Source organism: Chryseolinea sp. T2 (assembly GCF_037203685.1).
Classification (GTDB): domain Bacteria; phylum Bacteroidota; class Bacteroidia; order Cytophagales; family Cyclobacteriaceae; genus Chryseolinea.
The window spans coordinates 49,857-71,286 of the sequence record NZ_JBBCAU010000012.1; the positions used below are offsets into that span (position 1 = coordinate 49,857).

The following is a 21,430-nucleotide window of genomic DNA, read 5'->3' on the forward strand; positions in this document are numbered from 1 at the left end:
ACCCTTTGCGCGGGTCTAAACTATTGTAAGACCACATTTCGACAAATACTCGAAGGTCGAATCATATAAAGATTTAGGCCGCGTCCAGTCTGAGTTGTCCATGTCTGGCACATAAATAATCATTCCCTGCCTTGCCCTTGTTAACAAAACGCGATAAGAATTTAACAAATATCTTTTAGCAGATTCCTGGTTGATCTTTTGCCATGTAGATCCTCTAAAACTTTGAAAGTTCCAGCCGTTGGTGTAGTATAGATTAACGTCCCAAGCAATGCAAGCGAAGTCAATCTCCAACCCCTGAATATCAAATTCAGTTGCAACATCTTCCAAAAAGTACGAAGAACGAACATCTTCCTTGCCGTTTAAAAACCAATCGGCTGGCGAAATTTCGTTTCTTACATCTATGCCGTCGGCTCTCAATCTGCGTCCGCCAGAACTTGCAACAATACCGATTCTTTCTGTGCCCTTTGCACATTTCCTCAGCCACGTTCTCGCCTTCGCAATGTCTCGTGTGAGGCAAATGGGGTAGTCATGCTTTATTGAATTAAACACTTCTGTCGCTATTGAGTAGTCATCCTCCAAAATACTTTCAACTAGCAGGGCAACTTTTTCGCTTCTGAATGAACGAACTGACACAGCCAAATGCAAATCCATTTCTCTTCGTCCACATCCTGCAAGCCACCTCAGTAGATCTTCATCGTTCAAATATGTAGCCTTCTCATTTAGAATTTTGTCGGAATAAAAAACCACCCAATCTGGGTATCTCTGCTTAAGCGACACCAACCACTCCGAAACGCCAGCTTCACCCGTGTTTATTTCTTGTCCACCGCCAATTAAACAAACAATTGTACACCAATCCTCGTGGCGATTCATCACACTAATCAAATACTCTGGTTCAGACATTTCAAAATCATCGATCCCTTTCTTGGTTCTCATGAACTTGGAAACTTGTTCCTTCTGCCATGCCCTCTGTGCTTCGTCAAAGACTACCACTTTTTCAATCGGCGCTTTATCGGTCTTCAAATTGTCGTCGCGGAAGTGATGTATGTTCTGAATGAATGAATTTGCTTCTCTCTCAGCATTTGCCCGAACTAACTTTTGTCCCTGTGCCTTTGCCATTTCGACGGAGTCGCGGGTCAAAGCTTCCCTGAGAACCTCAACTAACGGCCCGTTTCCCGAAAGAAACACGGAGTGTTCATCCTCGTCAGCTTTTAGGCGCTCATTTACAATGTTCAAACCTGCTAACGTCTTCCCAGCGCCTGGGACACCAGTAAGAAAACAAATACACTTCCGCTTGTCCGATTTTGCACTGGTAATTATTCTGGTGACTGTTGCGGCTGTTCGTGATAAGTTGATTGCGCCTGAGTCGCTGCGTGAAATTTCGTTAACATTATGTCCCTTGTAAAGGGCTTGCGCAGCCTCAATGATCGTCGGTGTGGGCTTATACGTACTGGCTTCCCAACCAGAAATATCGATGGCTTCGGTCGGTAGTAGAGTGGCAAGAAGCTCTTTGATGTTGTCCTCAAAGTTCTCCGCATTGCAACGGACACATTTTTCTAGATTTCCCGCATTTCTTAAGTCATTAATCACCGTTGGCGCTCGGGTTGCTACCAAAACTGGCACAATAGTTTTGTTGTGACTACCTTCGTGAAAGTTAAGTAGATCGAGACAATAATCTATTGTTTGATCCTCAGCAGCTCTTGTATACTGATCCTCGCCAACTTTGAACTCGACAACGAAAATTATGTTGTTAGCAATTAGAATGTTATCAACTCGCTTTCCCATTCGGGGGATTGAAAATTCAAAGTAGATATTACCTCGAATGTCTCTCATCCATGATTTCAGCAATTCAATTTGCTTCAACCATGCACGCTTTTGAAGTTCTTCAAGCTCATGCTGGTGACTTTGCGCTAGCTGTCCAAATATTGCTGCCGGGTCTGCTTCTATGAAATTATTTATCGTGCTTTGATAATAGCTTCTATTCATCTCTTGCTATCCATTTTATTCCACCTAAAAGCAGATGGGGCTCAGGTTGATTGTCAATCTATTCAAGTTCCTAAGATCCTCTTCACTAAATCCCTCCGCATGAAATGCATCGACCAGTTCGGCTTGTCGCGGTTGCCCAAATGTTAGTCTATAATAGGTCAGTATTTTGAGCATATTATTAAACTTTTCAACGTCCCTGCTGAAAGGATACAAAGGAACAAATCTTTCAATTTTTATATCGCTTATTGACTCCGTATGCCAGAATGGCACAAGGTCACATTGAATTGGTGCGTTCGCCTTCTCCTCGGAAGCAAGCGAAAATATTTGGTCCCAGATCGTTTGTCCGTGAGCCAAAGGTTTAAGGCCACTCTTATACTTGTCCGCTAGGTTAAGCCGAATGACAAGACCCTGATACCTATGAATCCTTCCTTCTCGCTGTTCGAAGTCAATCGGATTTGAGGGCAGATTCCAGTGAAAAATCTTCTTGCAGTACAAATGAAAGTCTAGTCCCTCCTGTCCTATCGATGTACTTGCCAAAACAAATGGGCGAAAGGGTGAATTAAACGCCTGTCTGATATTGATTTGTCTGCCAGCACCCGCCGCAGAGCCAATTTTTTGATTACCAAAATCAACGGCATAATGAGACCGCATCGTTCTTCTTTTGCGATCTTCGCTGGAAAGGTTCTCGATGAACAGCTTCAAATCATCAACTTCAACTGAGGCAGTTCGCACAGAAAGAATAGATGAGATGAAATCACTCATCTCAGCGATTGACTGTAAGTTCTCACCATTGGCCAACAAGTAGACATACTCGTCAAGCATAGCCTGAATATTTCCAGCGATAGAATACTCCAAAACTTTTTTCCAATAATCACTAGCCTCCGTATGTAAACGTACTATTGCAATGCTCTCAGGCTTATTAAACATCGTTATAAAAGCAGACGACACATTGAAAGCAGCATCCAGACTTTCCAATGATTTTGGGTTCATTCGAAGCGCACTTCTTAAAAAACAAACGGCTGGCGAGCCTAGGGTCAACTCCACCAAATGTTCGGCGACCGTGTCCAATTGTTCAGCTGTTAGCGGAGGCAGGTTGTTTATCAATTGGCTCTTAAAAATTCCTGCTGCAAATGAAAAGTGTATTGCCTTGCCTGTTGTCTCATCGCTGTCTGGAACAAAACTTTCAGCATCAATTGCCAACTCGGATGTTGGTATGCCTCTGTTAAACCATTCTTTGATTAATTCATCATTGAAGTCTAATAACAATGGGGCGACCCAAAGCCATTTTTTCCAATCACCTTTTCCCGCTCCATACTTATTCAGGTCCCGATTCCTAAATTCATCAATAATACTTATCTTAATTTTATCTTTGATTTTCGGCAATGTGTTCTGCTCCGTCACATTACTCGCAGGATCATAGAGTTGAACGAGAAAGGGAGAAGGGTATGACAAAATGAAGTTATTCATTTGCGACGGTTCCCGGGCTTCCTTATCAACCTTGAATGTGAATTGCGGACGGGGCGATCTTCGCTTTGAGAAGTACTCCCTTTTGTCTTCTATCGCCTCCTTTTCTGAAATAGATTTTGGATTTCCAATACTGAGACGCTCCGCCTCATACGATACCAGTGAAGCAACCATCCTGGGCACCATTTTCCACGAAGAAAATATCAACGTTTTTGAAAATCCCCAGCTCTCGCGAAATGCTCCTTCAAATTCGTAATAAGGAATGGACGGTGGTATCCACAAATACTTCCAGCCGTTATTTAAAACCGTTTCCTTAAGCAAAAGTCGAAGCTTTGCGTTGGGAGGATGCTTTCCATGTTCTGGAGCAAGCGGCTTATAAAATTTGATATTCTCAAGATTGACCCAGCCATGTTTTGTTTTACGAAGGAGGCGCTGTAGTTCCTGATCTTCACCCGCGAGTTTTCTCAACTTCTCCTTATGCTGATAGCTATCGAGGAATGACAAAGGGTAAGGACTTGATTTTACATATTCTAGTGGAACAGACAATGACGCGCTGTACTTTTCATTTAAATAATTTGTCACCCTATCCATGGCAATAAAATCTTGGATATCCTCAATCTGCAATGTGACAGGCTCCTTACTTACGTGTTTAATAAGCGCATTTCTATCCTTTGATACGAGCAATTTCTCCGTTCTTACAATTCCAGCACGGTATAGTTTTTCCAGGCCGGATTTTACTTCTATTGCACGTTCGAGTTGTTCTTTCAAGGAATTTGGATGACGCATCAGTAAGAACAGTTCACGCCGATCTTGTTCGTACTTCTTCCAAAATTCCTCGGACTTGCCACCCATAAGGAATTTTAGCACCGTCTTAAATTCATGGTAATGAACCTCACCATTCAACTCATCAAAGTCATGGGTATATGGTTTGAATGGCGTAGCCGAAAGCATCAGTATCTTGGAATGCTCGAATGAGAAAATCTCTCGAGCAATCTCGATAGCAGGACTTAGCTCGTCCTCTTCATTAACACCTTCCTCCAGAATCCGTTTATATCGCTGAAATTCGTCAAGAATAAAGATATCGGCCTGAAGAAATTCAAGACACACCTTTGACAATATAAACCTCAGGGAGCTTATTAACTCTCGAGCAAAGTTGTAATTGTAATAATTGTTACTGCGGATGCCAAGCTGACATAAGTTTTTGATCAACGTCCAATGCTTCACGGGATAGTTTATTCCAGCAGCTTGAAAACACTTCGGTAGCTCTGCAGGGTCGATAGTTTCGTCTAATGCCTTCCTAAACTCACTATAAACCTTCGGTCTTATCTTTCTGAGAAAGTCGTTTTTACTCTTTTCAAATTGCTCTGCGATCCAAATTTTGATTTCCCAGGTTTCGTCCTTTATTAGGCGGTTACCTTTTAATATCCACTTTAGACTGTTTAGGTGGTCAGCAATATCTTTATAGCTATAAAGCAAGCGGTACAACAACACGCGCTCATCAGACTTCCCCGTATTGCTTTTAGCATCAAAGGATGTTGCAGGCGTAAAGGCCTTTATTCTGAACGGAAAGTTTCTTTCTTCTCCTGAGGTGATGTACGCCAGGCCTGTCAGCCGGTCATCCTCTTCAGAGTAGTCAATTGCTTTATGATTGCCAGTAAAATTGAGCTTGCTCAAATTCTGTCTCGCTAATGTCTGATTGGAACAGACGTATACAACATTAAAAGTCGGCTTTTTAGCGCCAGGACGGAACAGATCAAAAGCCTTGGCGATTATTCCTTTTGCTACAATGGTCTTTCCAAGTCCAACCTCATCCGCAATCAGCATCTTGTTGCGGTCTCCATTATACAGTTGCGAAAAAACGTACTCTACTGTTTTGAGTTGAAAATCTTTTAGGCCCAAAAGTGTTTGTTCGATTTTGTCTTTCATTACTTTTCCTTTTCAATAAAGGTTTGAAAAACGGCCCATAAACTTTCAAATTCAGGAGTTACAATAGGCTTATCGTCCGGGGTGGTTTCCGACTTCAAGCGAGTGATGAGATTGTCAATTGACCTAAGCTTCTCAGGTTGACGGCTTGCTGCCATTAAAAGCTTTTCAAATACTGGCATTCCTTCGAAACCCCAACTCTCGTGCTCATTCACACCCATCTCGCCACGCGGATCAGCATTTGATACAATAAGACCGGTTTCTTCGCCAGTTAATAGAAACGCCAGGTACTTTAAGAATTTCTCGCGACTATCGATGATAGATGTGAAGATGCGATGTAGTCTGCTCTCGGGTAATTCGATTTCCATTTTGAGCAGAAAGCAGCTTTGTGAAAGGTCCTTGTAGAAGATCTCAAATTGAACAAACGGACTTAACAATGTCTCAACATAGTTTGTAAAACTATCAATTGTATTAACTATGCCCGCCATGACCAATACTCCAGCTTTTTGTTGCTCAGGCAGGGGTTTTATCTTGATCGTATAAGTATCAGCCCAGGTTATCTTTCTGGCATCAATCTCAATTACAAGGTTATACGCTTGCCCACTTTCAATCTTATTAGCTTTACCTGAAATTTTGAGTCGAGAGAGGTCATACTTTATTTTTCGGATTTCTAGATCGATACGCTTTTGCACCTCGCCATCTATCCTTGCGGAAAGTTCGTACGGTGTAAATAGTGCAAACCCATTTGCCTTCGACGAATCAGTTAGAGAGTTTACAATATCCCGTGGCTTGACGCCTGACAACTTATTTGTGAAAAGTTCAACCATGAACTCTACATTACGCCCCTGCGCTGGATCGGTGCAGTTGGCCGAACCAAGAAACCATGTAACCTCATCGTTTACTTTGCCAATAAATAGTTTGGCGTGAAGATTCTGGCTCATACTTACTTCACCTTCTTCGGCAAGCTCTGGCATATGCTCAGCCTCCTCGACAAACTTCGAAAATTGCCAGACGTCAAGATCCGATAACAACGCTTCAGGCAAACAATCCAATTCCTGTTTAGTGCTAAACAGATATGGTGTCTTACCACTTGCTTCTTTCAGCTTTTGAATCGTATTAGTATCCAGAAACGGCGAAATAACAAGCAGCTCATCCCATGCATTTTTTTTTGATGTTAGTGGGTTAACGTATGACTTTCCGGTTTCACTGTTTGGCACTCCCACGGGTAGGAAACGAAACCCGTCAAACTTTTCTGGAAAGTCGAACTTTACTGTAGACAGTTCTTGAATGAACTTTGGTTCTATCGCACGTTGTCCATGTTCACTCAAGTAGGTTAAGAAGTGAATGAGCGGTTTATTTTTTGGTTGGTCTTTTTCAGTAACAATCCCTTCGGCAGAAAAGGCCACATCCCAATCTCGAGCGAAGGTAAGATTGCGGCTGGTCACTAGAATGCGGTATAACGGTCGTCTATCTTTGCTTTCATACCGTACAACCCAAACCTTTGGATGAAATGAGCTAACGTGATTAGGCATGGTGATGGCCTCTATACCCTTTTCCCAATAGGCCAATAGATAGTGGTATTTAACCGGTACTTTCAGTTGGCTGTTGTGGTAATACACGGTAATTTTTTCCGCGGCCTTGGTGATGGCTTCAAGCATATCATAGCGAATCTCAATTGGTTTGCTCTCCAGCGTCTGCGCGTAAAACAATGCCACCGGGAGCACCATCAAAGCCTCCAATTCCAAGCAATAGGTAGTGCCAATAGCTCGATTTAACTCGTAGCCCGGGGGAGGAACGAGTTGTTCACCATAATCGATTCTGTTGTTTTGGGGATGCAGCATCTTACTAGCGTTTCAATCCCGCTCTAATGTCATTAATTATTGTCCGCGCCTGATTAAAACGATAGTCAAAAGTCCTGAGCCCAATCCATTCGTCAGCCTTTACATCTTCAGTCTTACCCCATTGCAGTCTTGCTTTGCTTCCTTTCACAAGAGCCTCTTGACGGAGAATGAGGGTATCTCTCACTTTCAAGTCATTGCAATTATGCTGTACTAGGTTCCACCAGTTGGTCACAAATGTCTTAGTAGTTTCGCGCGTAGAAAAAGAGTATTGAAAAACCTCCTGGGGGTTGAATCCTTCATAGTTCAACATTGAAGTCGAAAGTTCGTCAACCCACGCCTTCCATTCTTTGTCCCAATGCGTGTTGGAGAATATCTTCTTTTGCAATTGACAGTTGTATGCGAGATGGACGCCATACATCAGTTGAGAAAAGTCATGTGCAAGCACAAGTGTGTTGTAAAGATCGTCCCTTAGTCGAAGTTCTCCCGCGGCATTCACAAAGTCCATAAAATCTCTCGATGCGGTGAAAATCTCCCACAGCTTGTTGTTATTGAGTAATTCGGCTATCAGTAAGTTTTTTGCTTTTGATGAAATTCTGTCAGCAAAAAGCTCAGCTTCGTCGCGTTCCAAATCCAGGTAGAGATCTTTCTGCCAGTTCTCTTTAATGGGAATCTTAATACGGAACTCGTTCTCAAATTCTGCGTCATGGTCATCTCTTGGATTATCATCTCCGGAAGGCGCATCGGCCAGCAATGATTCTATGGATGGGTTCGTTACTTGTTTCAAGTAGGCCTCGGCAGCCAACCCGCGTGTGTCAATAAACTGATACATAGATAAACCGTTCCAATAGATTGCGGACGGTCTACGAGCAATTTTATGTGGTCGTCTTTTGGTAATACCGATTACGCCGTTGCGCTCTTCGTAATTATACCGTGCTGCCAGCTCCCACATCACTTCATACTCTTGTTGCTCCAGAAATTTTGACGCACTCTTCCCCCTCCGTTGTGCAGGCTTTAATTGCTGATAATCATATAGTATGTAGGGAATGATGAAAAAGTAACGGGCCCGGGTTTGGACGGTACTAATTCCGGGGAATAATTTATTTGCTAGACCATCTCGAAGTGTGCCAAGGCCGAGTTCATCTACCATACCCTCAGTCTTAAGTAGATCCAATACCGCTCCGACACGATTACGGTGGTCTTTTGAAAAATCAATCCAGCCAATAGAAGCCATTATACTAGAATCAACAATAGTAGGCAGATTTTATTCTAAGCCTTCGTTCGCTCATGAGGCGGCGGGGTTTTGCACATCTGCTTTCAAGGATCAAGCAAAAGAATGCCTAAAGCGAACGAGGGTTCCAGCAAAATTTAAAGTTCAAGCCCAACTTATTCCACCTAAATATAGCAGTTGTAATCGACTTCTGGCGTAGGAACAATATGCGCATTAATGACCCTATCTCTATGTGTCACACGGCAGTTATTGAACTCAGAGAGATCTCTAATATCCGGACGCCTTGGCCATTGGTCACACTTCCTTTTTAAAATCGCAGAAATTTTCAGAGATTACACCTTAGAGCCCATTCTGTGCCGCCAAAAGCGGTCATGAATGGGCATTTTTTCATTTTGAACGCCCCAATAAACTGTTTAGTGAAAAAACCAATCGAAGGAAGCAGACTAGCCCTATCTCAGCTTGAGCAATACCTTTCCAAAGCCGCCTGGATTCTAAAGGGCCCAGTCGATGCCTCTGATTTTAAAGCATATATTTTTCCATTGCTGTTCTTCAAGAGAATCTCAGACGTTTACGAGGAAGAATTCTTAGAGGCATTGGAGGACTCTGGCGGTGACACAGATTATGCCCTATTGCCCGAACTTCACCGATTTGTGATACCGGATAATTGTCATTGGCAAGACGTCCGTGAGAAGACAACAAACATTGGAAGCGCTCTTGAAAAAGCCTTTCGCGGGATCGAAAAAGCCAATCAGCAATTTCTTTATGGAATTTTTGGAGATGCGCAGTGGAGCAATAAGAACAAGCTGTCTGACCGCCTTCTCACTGACTTAATCGAACACTTCTCTCAGTATGACCTAGCAAATTCTGCTGTCGATGCCGATATATTGGGCCAAGCCTACGAATATCTGATCAAGCATTTTGCTGACTTAACAAATAAGAAAGCAGGAGAATTCTATACGCCTAGATCTGTCGTTCATTTGATAGGAATGATTGTCGATCCCAAAGAAGGTGAAAGCATTTATGATCCAGCCTGTGGAACGGGAGGAATGCTCATCGAGTGTATTGAGCATGTACGAGAGAAGAAAAAGGACTTCCGAACCCTTAAACTTTACGGGCAAGAAAAAAACCTGACTTCGTCTTCTATCGCTCGCATGAACATGTTCCTGCATGGCGTGGAAGATTTCCAGATTGCCCGACAAGACACACTTCGAAACCCTGCTTTCTTTCAGGCCGATGAGTTGATGACGTTTGATTGTGTGATCGCTAATCCACCCTTCTCATTGAAAGAATGGGGCGCAGAAAACTGGACTAACGATCCCTTTGGAAGAAACATTGCGGGTGTGCCGCCTGCAGGTAATGGTGATATGGCCTGGGTGCAACACATGATCAAATCGATGAGATCTAGGACAGGTCGAATGGCTGTTGTTCTTCCACACGGTGCCCTATTCAGGAAAGGTGCAGAAGGCAAGATTAGGCAAACACTGATTGAAAAAGACCTGCTGGAAGCAGTTATTGGATTGGGGCCAAGTATCTTTTACGGTACTCAGCTGGCGGCATGCGTTCTGGTTTTCAGGGCTTCGAAAGCGAAGACAACGAAAGATCAGATCCTGTTCATTGATGCTTCCGATGAAATCAGAATAGGACGAGCGCAGAATTTTCTTGAGCCTGAGCATGTCAACAGAATTTTCAAGTGGTACAGCAACTTTAAGGACGTTGGCGGAAAAGTGAAGCTTGCCTCCAGAGCAATAATAGAACAAAATGACTTCAACTTAAATATTCCGCTATATGTAGAAAAAGTAATTGACGATAAGTTACCATCGGTTGAAGAGGCCTTGAATGATTTGAAACAAGCCTGGAACAAAAGCGTGGAAGCGGAAGACAAATTTAAGAAGATCTTAGCTAATTTTTTAGCATCATGAGTTTCGACAAAGAACTGTGGGTTAGAGATAGTTTCTCTTCAAAGTATAAAATGCCCAATTGGATATGTCCACATTGCTCAAAAGGCATTCTCCAAAAAGACAACGAATCGATAAGTACATACAACTCCGTTGAAACGAATAACGCAGCTCAGATTTCCTACAATTCTGACGAGCTGGCAAAATTCAATTTCTCGGGTTATTTGAAATGCAATGGATGCAATGAACGTGTTGTCATAAGTGGCTATGGAATATATTTTGATGAAAGGTTAACTACTCAAGTCTTAGCAGTCTACAGAGGTAAAAGAATTCCTGTTTATTATCCCACTCATTTCCAGCCCGAGTTAAAGCTCTTTAGATTACCAAACGCATTAAGTACACAAGTATACTCATTGGTTAAAAAGAGCTTTGGCCACCTTTGGTACGATTTGGATGCTTGTGCTAATAAGATCCGACAGGCGCTTGAGAGTCTCGTGATAGAAAATAACGCAACCGGCGACAAGCTTGATCATCAAATAAGATCATTAACAACTACCCTTGGCAACCAGGTAACGGAAACCATGTTGGCACTTAAGCATATTGGAAATGATGGAAGTCACAAGGGAAGACCGTTTGAACGAAGCGAGATTCTAGATGCATACTGTCTTTTAGAAGATTTGCTTAATATGCTCTACCCGGACACACGTGAGCAAGACCGAAGGGCAAAGATAGTTCAGACAATAAACTCAATTCGAGGCATGAAGAAAGCATGACACAACAAGAACTGGAAAAATACCTCTGGGGCGCTGCTACAGCATTAAGGGGAACCATTGATGCCGGTGACTACAAGCAGTACATCTTTCCGTTGCTTTTCTTGAAACGCATCTGCGATGTATACGATGAAGAATTTGAAAAGGCATTAAAGGACAGTGACGGCGATCTAGAATATGCCGCCTTTGCTGAGAACCACCATTTTCAAATACCGAAAGGTGCGCACTGGAATGATGTGCGCACCAAAACCAAAAATGTTGGGCAGGGATTGCAAAATGCGATGCGTGCCATTGAAAAAGCAAACCCAGATACGCTCTACGGAATTTTTGGAGACGCCAACTGGACCAACAAAGACCGCCTGAGTGATGAAACATTGATTAACCTCGTTGAGCATTACTCGAAACACAAGCTGAGCATTGCCAATGTACCGGATGATAAACTGGGAAATGCCTACGAATATCTCATCAAGCAATTTGCAGATGACAGTGGTCACACGGCAGCGGAGTTTTACACCAACCGCACGGTGGTGAAGTTGATGACCATGATCATGAATCCTCAACCAGGTGAAAGTGTTTATGACCCTACCTGTGGCAGTGGTGGCCTGTTGCTCAATTGTGCATTGCACCTAAAGGACGAGGGCAAGGAATACAGAACCCTAAAATTATATGGACAGGAAATAAACCTGATCACAAGCGCCATTGCCCGCATGAATATGTTCATGCACGGCATCGAAGAGTTCAGTATTGTGCGCGGTGATACACTCGCCAACCCGGCTTTCCTGCAAAACGATGAGCTGAAAACGTTCAATGTTATTCTCGCTAACCCGCCTTATTCGATCAAAGCATGGGACCGTAAGGTATTTGAAAGTGATCCCTGGGGACGAAACCTCTGGGGTACACCACCACAAGGTTGTGCGGATTATGCTTTTCAGCAACATATACAAAAGAGTCTTGATCCTTTAAATGGTCGGTCAATCTCGCTGTGGCCGCACGGTATTCTATTCCGTGACAGTGAGGCGGAGATGCGCAGGGCGATGATTGAAAATGATGTGGTTGACTGTGTTATTGGTTTGGGCCCTAATATGTTTTACAACTCTCCGATGGAGGCATGTCTGTTGATTACGAAAAACAATAAGGAGAAAAAGAAGAAAGGGAAGATATTATTCATTAATGCCGTACGTGAGGTTCGACAAGAGAAAAGTATCGCCTATTTGGATAGGGTGCACATTGATAAGATATTCTCTGCTTACAAATCTTATAAAGAGATCAATGAGTTTAGTAAGGTTGTTGATGCAAAGTCGGTGTTGGACAATGATGGTAAGCTTGCAATCAACCTATATGTTCGGAAAAAGACAGAAGAGACCAATTCAAATACAACATTTTTGGATACCTATGAAAATTGGCAGCAAAGTTCCGAACACCTAAGAGATTCGATGAAGGCTCTATTTGAAACACTGGAAATGAAATGATGACTGATACAGTGATAACGGATTTAGCAATAGATAAATCGAAGTGGAAACCCGTTCAACTTGGTGACGTGGTGGACGAATCGCGGGAAGTTGTTCGTGATCCGGTGAAAGAGGGAATTGAACGAGTCGTTGGTCTTGAACACATTGATTCAGAAAGTATTCACTTGAGAAGGTGGGATACACTGGCGCAAAGCACAACGTTCACAAAGAAGTTCACTAAGGGACAGGTACTATTTGGTAGAAGACGCGCTTATTTGAAGAAAGCCGCACTGTCTACATTTGACGGGATTTGCTCTGGGGATATAACCGTGCTTCAGGCTAAACGAGATTTGATGCCAGAGTTGTTGCCCTTTCTCATTAACAATGATAAGTTCTTTGATTATGCCGTAAAGAATTCGGCAGGATCATTGTCACCTCGGGCAAAATTCAAGGACTTAGCGAACTACGAACTCCTCCTTCCCCCCAAAGACCAGCAAGCCCGCCTGGCTGAATTACTTTGGGCTGCGGACCAAACTATAGAAGCTCTTAATATACAATGGTCAAAAATAAATCGCGTATTTGAATCTGTTATAGCAGAGCTGTGTTTCAATTTACATGACTTTAAAACATTTCGGTTAGCGCAATTGATACATAAGTTGGAAAGTGGAGTTAGTGTCAACTCGGAAGACGCAGATGTCTCCGACCGTGATATTGGCATTTTGAAAACTAGTTCCGTTTCGTACGGCAGATTTCAGCCAGCCGAAGCGAAGAAAGTCAGAAAGGACGAGCTGGCAAGATTAAAGACACCAGTAAAAGGTAATTCCATCATTATAAGTCGGATGAACACTTCCGAACTTGTTGGAGCCAACGCATACGTGGATAGAGATTTCGATCATTTATATCTTCCGGATAGACTTTGGCAAACAGTGATCACAACAGACTTGGTCAATGTCAAATATCTCTCGTACATTCTATCTTCAAGGAAGTACAGGAGAATGATTTCTGACTTGTGTTCAGGAACAAGTAATAGCATGAAAAACATTTCCCAAAAGGACTTCCTGAATCTCGAAATAAATTTACCTGCGCGGAGATTACAAAATGAAGCGGTAAAGAAAATTGAAGTAACAGAAGAGTTGCTCACTGCCAACAAGAATCACGTTGCTTTCTCAAAAGAACTTCAAAACTCTTTAATCAATCAGATTTTTTAGAAGATGGCAGAGCAAGATATCCAAATCATTCATGAGACGGTTCTTTCGTTCTTCCTTGAAAAAAGAAAGACCATGCCTGAGCTCCTATTTACATTAAGGCGAAGTAACAGATTCAATCGACTTGAAGCTGGATATTGGTTTTATGGCAATGAGAATTACTTGGCTGTTTCATTTTGGTCAGGATCTGATTGGAAAAACAAGACCCCAAACATTATATTCACAATCACAGCTGACGGCAACTCCTATCTAGAGTTTGTCGCCTCAGATTCACAAAAGAAAAAGTTTTTCTTCTTTGAAGAAATTCCTGCATGGGTTAAAGAATTAAAGAAGGGCACAAAGGGCTTATCAAAAGCTTATAGGAGTTTTCAAAATGACTATTTGCGCTCTCTGGAAAATTTTCTGGAGAATGATAAAACACAAATTGATAAGGCTATTGAGTCCACTGCGTCTCGCTATTTTGACGATTCGGATCAGACTTTTAATAGGATAGGCTTTATTAGCCAAGATGATTTTGAGCTTAGGTTAAAAACGGTTGAGAGATATCGAATAGAGTTCCGTGGCGTGGCACCCGTGCGAGTCCCCAATTCACTTAGAACGATTAACGTCAAAAATCTTCCACCGATAAAAAATCTGGTTATTAAGGATATTCCTGATAATGTGAAGTGGCTGATCTTTACCGGACTAAATGGAAAGGGAAAGTCATCAATTTTAAAGTCCATCGCCATTGGACTTTGCCTCAATTCTGATAATGCGAAGAAAATAACCGATGCCCAGGAGTTTGAAATCACAATCTCTGTCAATAACAGGGGGCAAGTCATGACCAGCAAAGTGGACTCAAATTCGCCCTATAGCTCAGAACTTCTATTCATAGATGGATTAGCAGCATATGGCTCATCCAGGCAAATGATAAATACAAAACGTTATGAGTCAAGGGAAGTGGAGTATTCAAGACGCTCAGGTATGACGTATAGCCTTTTCAATAATGATGCACTTCTTTTAGATTTGGAAACTCAGCTCAGAAGTATTGAAAACGATGCTGACATTTTCCCACTCGGAAATGCCAAGGAGCGCATCCGACAAATTGTAGATACGCTTCCCGAAATTATTCCATCTCTTTTAGACATTAAGCTACCAGAGAAGACTAGTGATAGAAAGCAAACAGAATATATTGAAGAGGATGAACTTGGTAATGAACTTCCAAAAGTAACTTTTGAAGAGTTAGCCTCTGGAACAAAAAGTCTTGTGGCAATGATCGGTGATATGATGTCACGCTTATTTGCTCAACAGCCTGAGGTGTCTGACCCGTCTGATTTGAAGGGTATCGTAATTATTGATGAAGTGGACATTCATCTACATCCCAAACTGCAAAAAAGGTTACCTGAGCTACTCGATGGCATTTTTTCAAAGGTACAGTTCATTGTCTCAACTCATAGCCCAATTCCATTATTAGGTGTTCCTCCAAATAGTAAGATATATAGAGTAGATAGAACACTTGAGCGCGGTGTGTTTGTAGATGAAGTTAAAGTCGATTTGAAGAATCTTCTTCCCAATGCACTACTTACCTCGCCAGTTTTTGGAATGGATGAGTTAAGGCCAAGCTCTAACAAACTCATAAAGGACGTCATCACTGCAGAACACTATGATGAACAGGCCTTTTTCGACCTCGTTAAGAAAAAAAGTCAGGAGTTTTTAAAGAAGTTTAAAGAACTATGAGAAAGGTTAGCAAAGACTTTGCGCTTCGACCTGCATCACTTGAACACGATGACGACCATAATAATCGCTTAAGGCGGATATGTAAGCGATCAGTCATATACAAAATGCGAATTTCAAAAACCGCTTACAAGAAGAATGACACAAAGACTGCACTCAATGCTTTGTATCACAATAAATGCGCCTATTGTGAAATAAAAATTATTGAATTTCAGATTGAGCACTATAGACCTAAGGGCTCCGTCAGAGAGGATGGTACACATAGTGGATATTTCTGGTTGTCGTACGAGTGGTCAAATCTATTGCCTATCTGTGGAGGTTGTAATGAGCCGCCAAGCAAAGGAACCAAGTTTCCAATTCTTGGCGGTAGGGTCTATTTACCTAAGATTACAAAAAGAAAATATGAATTTTCGGAGCATGTTCATTCATCAATGGTGCTGACAAATGAACAACCTCTTCTAATTAGTCCTGAGGAAGCTGCGTATGATCCTATTAATTATTTCAAATTCAATAGTGTTGGCGAAATCGAGCCCATGGCTGCAGTCGGAACAACCGAGTATTTAAGAGCGCGCCAGACAATTGATGATATAAGGCTAAATCGACAAGATTTGCAGCTGATTAAAAGGCAAACTTTTATTGATGATTTGATTAAAGAGCTCGGTCGAATTGAAACTATTTATACGAGAAACTTAACTGCTCATAACGCAGTCGTTGCAGGGGATAATCTTAAATGGTCGCTCGAGGACGTGTTGTCTATACTCAGAGACAAACGTGACCCAACACATGAAATGAGTTTCTTCTGGAGTTTTCTATACGACAATTTTGCAAGACTCATAATAAGCCGATCTATACTTGTACCAAACCGACCTATCTTCAATTTGATATTTAACAACTTTAAAATCCATAACCCCTAGCAACAGCAATGGGCTTCAATGAACTCAATAGCGTAGAATACTACATCGTTCACCAGTTGAGCGGTGTCAACCTGAATTCCGGGAATTGGGAGGAAGAGAAGGTACCCTATTCTTATCAATGGCAATACAAGCCAGCCGATAGAATCAAGCGTGGCATCAACGAAGTTATCGAAGAGGAGGAATTACGTAAAGCGCTGATCAGAATCAACCCATCGATTCAGGAACAGCAAGAACGCGCAGATGAAGTCATTTATAAACTAAGGGCTATTCTCATTTCTGTAGCTCAAACCGGTTTGGTGCGCGCGAATGAAGAGTTTCACAAATGGATGACAGGCGAAAAGACCATGCCGTTCGGTGAGAACAATCACCATGTACCGATTTACTTAATTGATTTTGAGCGGCCGGAAAATAACACCTACGTCATCACCAACCAGTTCCGCATTCACAACCGCGAAACAAAGATTCCCGACATTGCGCTGCTGATCAATGGAATTCCGGTTGTGCTGGGGGAAGCAAAAACACCAATACGTCCTTCCATATCCTGGCTCGACGGTGCTCATGAAATAAGAGACATATATGAGGATGCAGTGCCACAGCTTTTTGTTCCTAATGTCTTTTCATTTGCCACCGAGGGTAAGGAGCTTTTTTACGGGAGCGTTCGATCTCCTCTGGAACACTGGGCACCGTGGCGCCTAACGGATGAAGATGATACCCTCGCCAAAGCCATTGGTTTGGGAGAAGTTGGTAAAGAACTAAGTGATCTCCTTCATCCCAAAAGGGTTTTGGATATACTTCAGAACTTCACACTATTCACCAGTAACAAGCGTAAGCAACGCATCAAGATCATTTGTCGCTTTCAGCAATATGAAGGTGCCAACATGATCGTTGATCGCGTGAAAGAAGGTAGAATAAAAAAGGGCTTGATCTGGCATTTCCAGGGATCAGGTAAATCTCTGCTGATGGTATATGCTGCGCAAAAACTACGCAAGCTACAGGAGTTGAAAAGTCCTACGGTAATAATCCTCGTAGACCGGACTGATCTTGACACGCAAATCACAGGTACTTTCAATGCAGCCGAAGTATCTAATGTGGTAGCCACGGATAGCATCAGTGAACTTCATGATCTATTGGAAAAGGATACCCGGAAAATTATCATTACAACAATTCACAAATTCCGTGATGCCAAGCCAGACATGAACACACGCGGAAATATTATAGTGATGGTAGACGAAGCTCATCGCACGCAGGAAGGTGATCTTGGAAGGCAAATGCGTGCCGCGTTACCGAATGCGTTCTTATTCGGTTTAACAGGAACGCCTATCAATAAGGCAGACAAAAATACATTCTGGGCTTTTGGATCTGATGAGGACGATGGTGGCTATATGTCTCGCTATACCTTCCAGCAGTCCATTCGCGATAAAGCCACATTGCCATTACACTTTGAACCACGCCTTGTTGATATACATGTCGACAAAGAAACCATCGACAAGTTATTCAAAGAATTATCAGAGGACGCAGGGCTCTCCGATGAGCAAGCCGATGCGCTAAGCCGAAGAGCTGCAAAGATGGCTGCATTCCTTAAATCTCCCGAACGTGTCCAGACCATCGTAAAAGACATTGAAAGTCATTTTCAAGAAAATGTGGAGCCACATGGATTCAAGGCCATGATTGTAACACCGGATCGTTATGCGTGTATTCAATATAAAGAAGAACTCGATAAATTATTGGGCGAAGAAGCGAGCAAAGTGGTAATCTCAACCACTGCGAATGATGGCTTTGACTTTAAGCAAAAGTGGGCGTTAGATAAAGACCAGCTAGAAAAAGTAGTTGAGCAATACAACGACAAAATATCACCGTTAAAGTTCCTGATCGTTACCGCGAAACTATTAACCGGTTTCGATGCCCCCATCCTTCAAACCATGTACCTCGATAAGTCTTTGAAGGATCATACGTTGTTACAAGCAATATGCCGTACCAACCGCCTTTATCCAAGCAAAACATTCGGACGCATCGTTGACTACTTTGGAATATTCGATGATGCCGCTGAAGCGCTTCAGTTTGATGATGCTGGTGTAACCAAGGTAATAACGAATTTAAAGGAACTCTCGATTGAGCTACCTCTTGCCGTGGCTGATTGTTTAAAACACTTCGAAGGTATCGACAGAACCATTGAAGGATTTGAAGGGCTAGAAGCCGCCCAGAACCGAATTAACACAGACGAAAGGCGGGACGCCTTTGCTAAGGACTACACATTCCTGTCAAAGCTGTGGGAGTCATTATCGCCCGATAGAATTCTAGATACGTTTCTGCAGGATTACCGATGGTTAACTGGTGTGTATCAGTCCGTTCGTCCTCCAGTTGACAACGTGGGCAAACTCTTATGGCACGCACTTGGCCCACAAACAACAAAACTCATTCACGAAAACATTAAAGTGCAAGGCATTCACGACAACCTCGAAGAATTCGTTCTTGATGCTGATGTGATCGACGACATCTTCAACAACCCCAATGACAAGAAGATCAAGAAACTTGAGAAAGAACTAGTCAAGCGTTTCAAGAAACGCACTGGTGATCCGGTATTCAAAGCCCTTGGAGAGCGTCTTGAAGATTTGCGCAATCGGGCTGAGCTTGGTCTACTCTCGAGCATTGATTTTGTTAAAGAGTTATGTAAACTAGCAAAGGACGTTGTACAAGCGGAGAAAGACGCCTTGACTCGTTCAGAACAAAAGTCTGCAAAAGCTGCCCTTACAGAAATATTCCTTGAAGCCAAGACGGAACAAACTCCATCAGTTGTTGAGCGAATTGTCAACGATATAGATGAAATTGTTAAAATTGTTCGCTTTCCTGGGTGGCAAAGCACTGTATCGGGCGAACGTGAAGTGCAGCAGTCCCTTCGGAAAACCTTGCTAAAGTATAAACTACATAAGGACCAGCACCTTTTTGAAAGAGCCTACGGATATATCAAAGAATACTATTAATCATGGTAGCAAAAAGGGTTTGAGTTCGGAATAGCTACCACAAACCAACTCCGATGCTTTCAGGATGGCAAAAAAAACATCAACATTTCAAAAAGCACTCAATCGCAAATACAACGAATCAGCAGTTGACATACCGGCATGCGATGCATGCGCTACACTATGATAAAGGAATTGCTAATAAAAGAGGGCGCAAAAACTATACTTGCATTGGCCCTTAACCAGGTGAAAAAAATTGGCTCAAAACTAATATCGTCTGGAAACGATATTGAAGTTGCGCTGTTTAATCACGTAACCGAAGTAAAAAACTGGGCTGGAGAAATAACTTTCAAGGACCTTAGAGCGGCCAAAAACATTCAAGAAATTTATATTGATTTAGACTTCTACCTGTTCCCAAGGCGAAATCGTATTACTGAAAACGAAGAAATCGGTCAAATTCCGATAAGAAACATCTTCCAGCATGCACCAAAACACGTTGCGATATTGGGACAACCGGGCGCAGGCAAGACCACGTCGATGAAGCATTTTTGCCGTTCGGTTTTACTCGATGAAACATTTTACCCAGCTGAGTTTCATTTTCCGATTTTAATTAAGTTGAGAGATGTTAACAGTAATCCAAGAAACGCGGATACGAAGGCAATTTTGATCGATGATTTTTTTTCAATATTAGGGTTGAACATTGCTGACAGCGATAGGCTAAATTCAGATGCTATCCATCAGATTAAGGAAAGGCTAGTAGTTGACACCTTTAACCGCATTCCCTGTCTCATTATAATCGAAGGATTTGATGAAGTCGTATTCAAAAAAGACCGAAATACTATTATAGGAGAACTCGGAAAACTCGCCAATCAAATTGAAAAATCACGGATAATTGTCACATCAAGAACTGCTGATTATGCGTATAGCCTTGAAAACATATCTCCATACGAAATTTGCCCATTGACCGACTCGCAAATTAGTCTTTTCGCATTGAAATGGTTGCGGGATGACGATCGAGCAAACCGGTTCTTGGAGGCCGTGCGTAAATCTCCATTCCACGACACCACCATCCGTCCACTAACCATCGCTCACTTGTGCGCCATTTACGAGCGCGTCGGAAAGATTCCAGACAAGCCCAAAACAGTATATAAAAAAATAATTACCCTACTACTTGAAGAGTGGGACGAGCAACGAAACATAAAAAGAGTATCACAATACTCTTCTTTCGAGGTTGATAGGAAGCTTGAATTTCTATCAGCCCTTGCTTATCATCTCACAGTCAAAACACAACAGACAACTTTCACAAAAATTGATCTTGAAAACATTTATAAAAAGATATGCCATGATTTTGACCTGTCTGTTACTGAGGAGCGGAGTGTTGCCAATGAAATTGAATCGCACACCGGCCTATTTATTGAATCGACGTATGAGACATATGAATTTGCCCACAAGTCATTGCAAGAGTATCTAACTGCCGATTACATTGTTAAACTACCCTCCATTCCAATACAGAAGGCTTTGATTGAAAGGTTGCCGAACGAAATGGCAATAGCAATTGCGATCTCCTCGAATCCAAGTGAATATTTTTCCGAGTTCATTGCATCCATTTTGGATATCAAGTTCTCATTTCACTTTATTAGGTCTTTCATTAATAGAGTGTTGTTGGAAAAACCTGAGTTCAATAGGAACTCAAAAGTTGGTTTTATGGCTATCTGCCTGTACTCAAAGTACGTATTTTCCAATTTCCAAAAATCACAATTGAGCTTATTCGTAATTGATGACCTCGTAAAAGAATTCGAAACTTTCATCAATACAATTTACAAGCGGAATGCAAGTGACGAAATACTAAAGTTGTATAGTGTCGTAAAAATTGTTGATTCCACCTCAAGTTCAAAAATACTTGAATTGAGTCGAAAAGGAATAAGCACGAGATGGGGCATAATGCTACCAGATACACTTTATTGTAGACAAAACTTTATCTATTTCACTAGCAACTAGGCAACAAATTACTTAAGCACGCCGCAAACCCTCGCGTCGGCATTGTGTCAACTCATTGGATGAGCACTTTCGTAGACCACATTAGATGAATCCT

General features: G+C 42.2%; 12 protein-coding genes. 8 read left to right on the forward strand and 4 right to left on the reverse strand.

Annotated elements, in window-relative coordinates; genetic code table 11:
- Positions 1–15: 15 nt before the first annotated feature.
- From WBG78_RS28730 to WBG78_RS28745, 4 genes are read right to left on the reverse strand one after another with little or no spacing between them, the layout of a single operon-like run.
- On the reverse strand, positions 16–1,983 hold the full coding sequence (locus WBG78_RS28730) for a DUF2075 domain-containing protein (protein WP_337329984.1): 1,968 nt from the start codon (positions 1,981–1,983) through the stop codon (positions 16–18).
- 24 nt (positions 1,984–2,007) lie between these two features.
- A complete protein-coding gene (locus WBG78_RS28735; RefSeq protein ID WP_337329985.1) occupies positions 2,008–5,373 on the reverse strand; it encodes a helicase-related protein in 3,366 nt (1,121 codons plus the stop codon).
- Entirely contained in the window at positions 5,373–7,211 is a 1,839-nt protein-coding gene (locus WBG78_RS28740; RefSeq protein WP_337329986.1) for a phospholipase D family protein, read from the reverse strand. Before WBG78_RS28740 ends, WBG78_RS28735 begins: the two co-directional genes overlap by 1 nt.
- Positions 7,212–7,215: 4 nt before the next feature.
- Positions 7,216–8,442 (reverse strand): DUF6361 family protein, encoded by a 1,227-nt coding sequence (locus WBG78_RS28745; protein WP_337329987.1) that lies wholly within the window; start codon positions 8,440–8,442, stop codon positions 7,216–7,218.
- A 413-nt stretch (positions 8,443–8,855) separates the two neighbouring features.
- On the opposite strand from WBG78_RS28745, the gene WBG78_RS28750 reads away from it, so the two are divergent.
- The 8 genes from WBG78_RS28750 to WBG78_RS28785 all read left to right on the forward strand — a co-directional run bounded on the left by WBG78_RS28750 (position 8,856) and on the right by WBG78_RS28785 (position 21,336).
- On the forward strand, positions 8,856–10,358 hold the full coding sequence (locus tag WBG78_RS28750; RefSeq protein ID WP_337329988.1) for a type I restriction-modification system subunit M: 1,503 nt from the start codon (positions 8,856–8,858) through the stop codon (positions 10,356–10,358).
- Positions 10,355–11,107: a DUF4145 domain-containing protein gene (locus tag WBG78_RS28755; protein WP_337329989.1), complete on the forward strand. Its 753-nt coding sequence runs from the start codon at positions 10,355–10,357 to the stop codon at positions 11,105–11,107. Before WBG78_RS28750 ends, WBG78_RS28755 begins: the two co-directional genes overlap by 4 nt.
- A complete protein-coding gene (locus tag WBG78_RS28760; protein WP_337329990.1) occupies positions 11,104–12,573 on the forward strand; it encodes a type I restriction-modification system subunit M in 1,470 nt (489 codons plus the stop codon). The genes WBG78_RS28755 and WBG78_RS28760 overlap by 4 nt, the downstream gene beginning before the upstream one ends.
- Positions 12,570–13,760 (forward strand): restriction endonuclease subunit S, encoded by a 1,191-nt coding sequence (locus WBG78_RS28765; protein ID WP_337329991.1) that lies wholly within the window; start codon positions 12,570–12,572, stop codon positions 13,758–13,760. The genes WBG78_RS28760 and WBG78_RS28765 overlap by 4 nt, the downstream gene beginning before the upstream one ends.
- A gap of 3 nt (positions 13,761–13,763) precedes the next feature.
- Positions 13,764–15,473: an AAA family ATPase gene (locus WBG78_RS28770; protein ID WP_337329992.1), complete on the forward strand. Its 1,710-nt coding sequence runs from the start codon at positions 13,764–13,766 to the stop codon at positions 15,471–15,473.
- Complete coding sequence (locus WBG78_RS28775) at positions 15,470–16,384, forward strand: hypothetical protein (protein ID WP_337329993.1); 915 nt, start codon at positions 15,470–15,472, stop codon at positions 16,382–16,384. The genes WBG78_RS28770 and WBG78_RS28775 overlap by 4 nt, the downstream gene beginning before the upstream one ends.
- 8 nt (positions 16,385–16,392) lie before the next feature.
- Positions 16,393–19,362 carry a type I restriction endonuclease subunit R gene (locus WBG78_RS28780; RefSeq protein WP_337329994.1) on the forward strand — a complete coding sequence of 990 codons (2,970 nt, stop codon included), beginning with the start codon at positions 16,393–16,395 and terminating at the stop codon, positions 19,360–19,362.
- A 159-nt stretch (positions 19,363–19,521) separates the two neighbouring features.
- Positions 19,522–21,336: an NACHT domain-containing protein gene (locus WBG78_RS28785; protein WP_337329995.1), complete on the forward strand. Its 1,815-nt coding sequence runs from the start codon at positions 19,522–19,524 to the stop codon at positions 21,334–21,336.
- The last annotated feature ends 94 nt before the right edge of the window (positions 21,337–21,430 follow it).

Coding starts and splice junctions, on each gene's coding strand:
- WBG78_RS28730 (WP_337329984.1), bottom strand. CDS start 1,983: ATGAATAGAAGCTATTATCAAAGCACGATAAATAATTTCATAGAAGCA.
- WBG78_RS28735 (WP_337329985.1), bottom strand. CDS start 5,373: ATGAAAGACAAAATCGAACAAACACTTTTGGGCCTAAAAGATTTTCAA.
- WBG78_RS28740 (WP_337329986.1), bottom strand. CDS start 7,211: ATGCTGCATCCCCAAAACAACAGAATCGATTATGGTGAACAACTCGTT.
- WBG78_RS28745 (WP_337329987.1), bottom strand. CDS start 8,442: ATGGCTTCTATTGGCTGGATTGATTTTTCAAAAGACCACCGTAATCGT.
- WBG78_RS28755 (WP_337329989.1), top strand. CDS start 10,355: ATGAGTTTCGACAAAGAACTGTGGGTTAGAGATAGTTTCTCTTCAAAG.
- WBG78_RS28760 (WP_337329990.1), top strand. CDS start 11,104: ATGACACAACAAGAACTGGAAAAATACCTCTGGGGCGCTGCTACAGCA.
- WBG78_RS28765 (WP_337329991.1), top strand. CDS start 12,570: ATGATGACTGATACAGTGATAACGGATTTAGCAATAGATAAATCGAAG.
- WBG78_RS28770 (WP_337329992.1), top strand. CDS start 13,764: ATGGCAGAGCAAGATATCCAAATCATTCATGAGACGGTTCTTTCGTTC.
- WBG78_RS28775 (WP_337329993.1), top strand. CDS start 15,470: ATGAGAAAGGTTAGCAAAGACTTTGCGCTTCGACCTGCATCACTTGAA.
- WBG78_RS28780 (WP_337329994.1), top strand. CDS start 16,393: ATGGGCTTCAATGAACTCAATAGCGTAGAATACTACATCGTTCACCAG.
- WBG78_RS28785 (WP_337329995.1), top strand. CDS start 19,522: ATGATAAAGGAATTGCTAATAAAAGAGGGCGCAAAAACTATACTTGCA.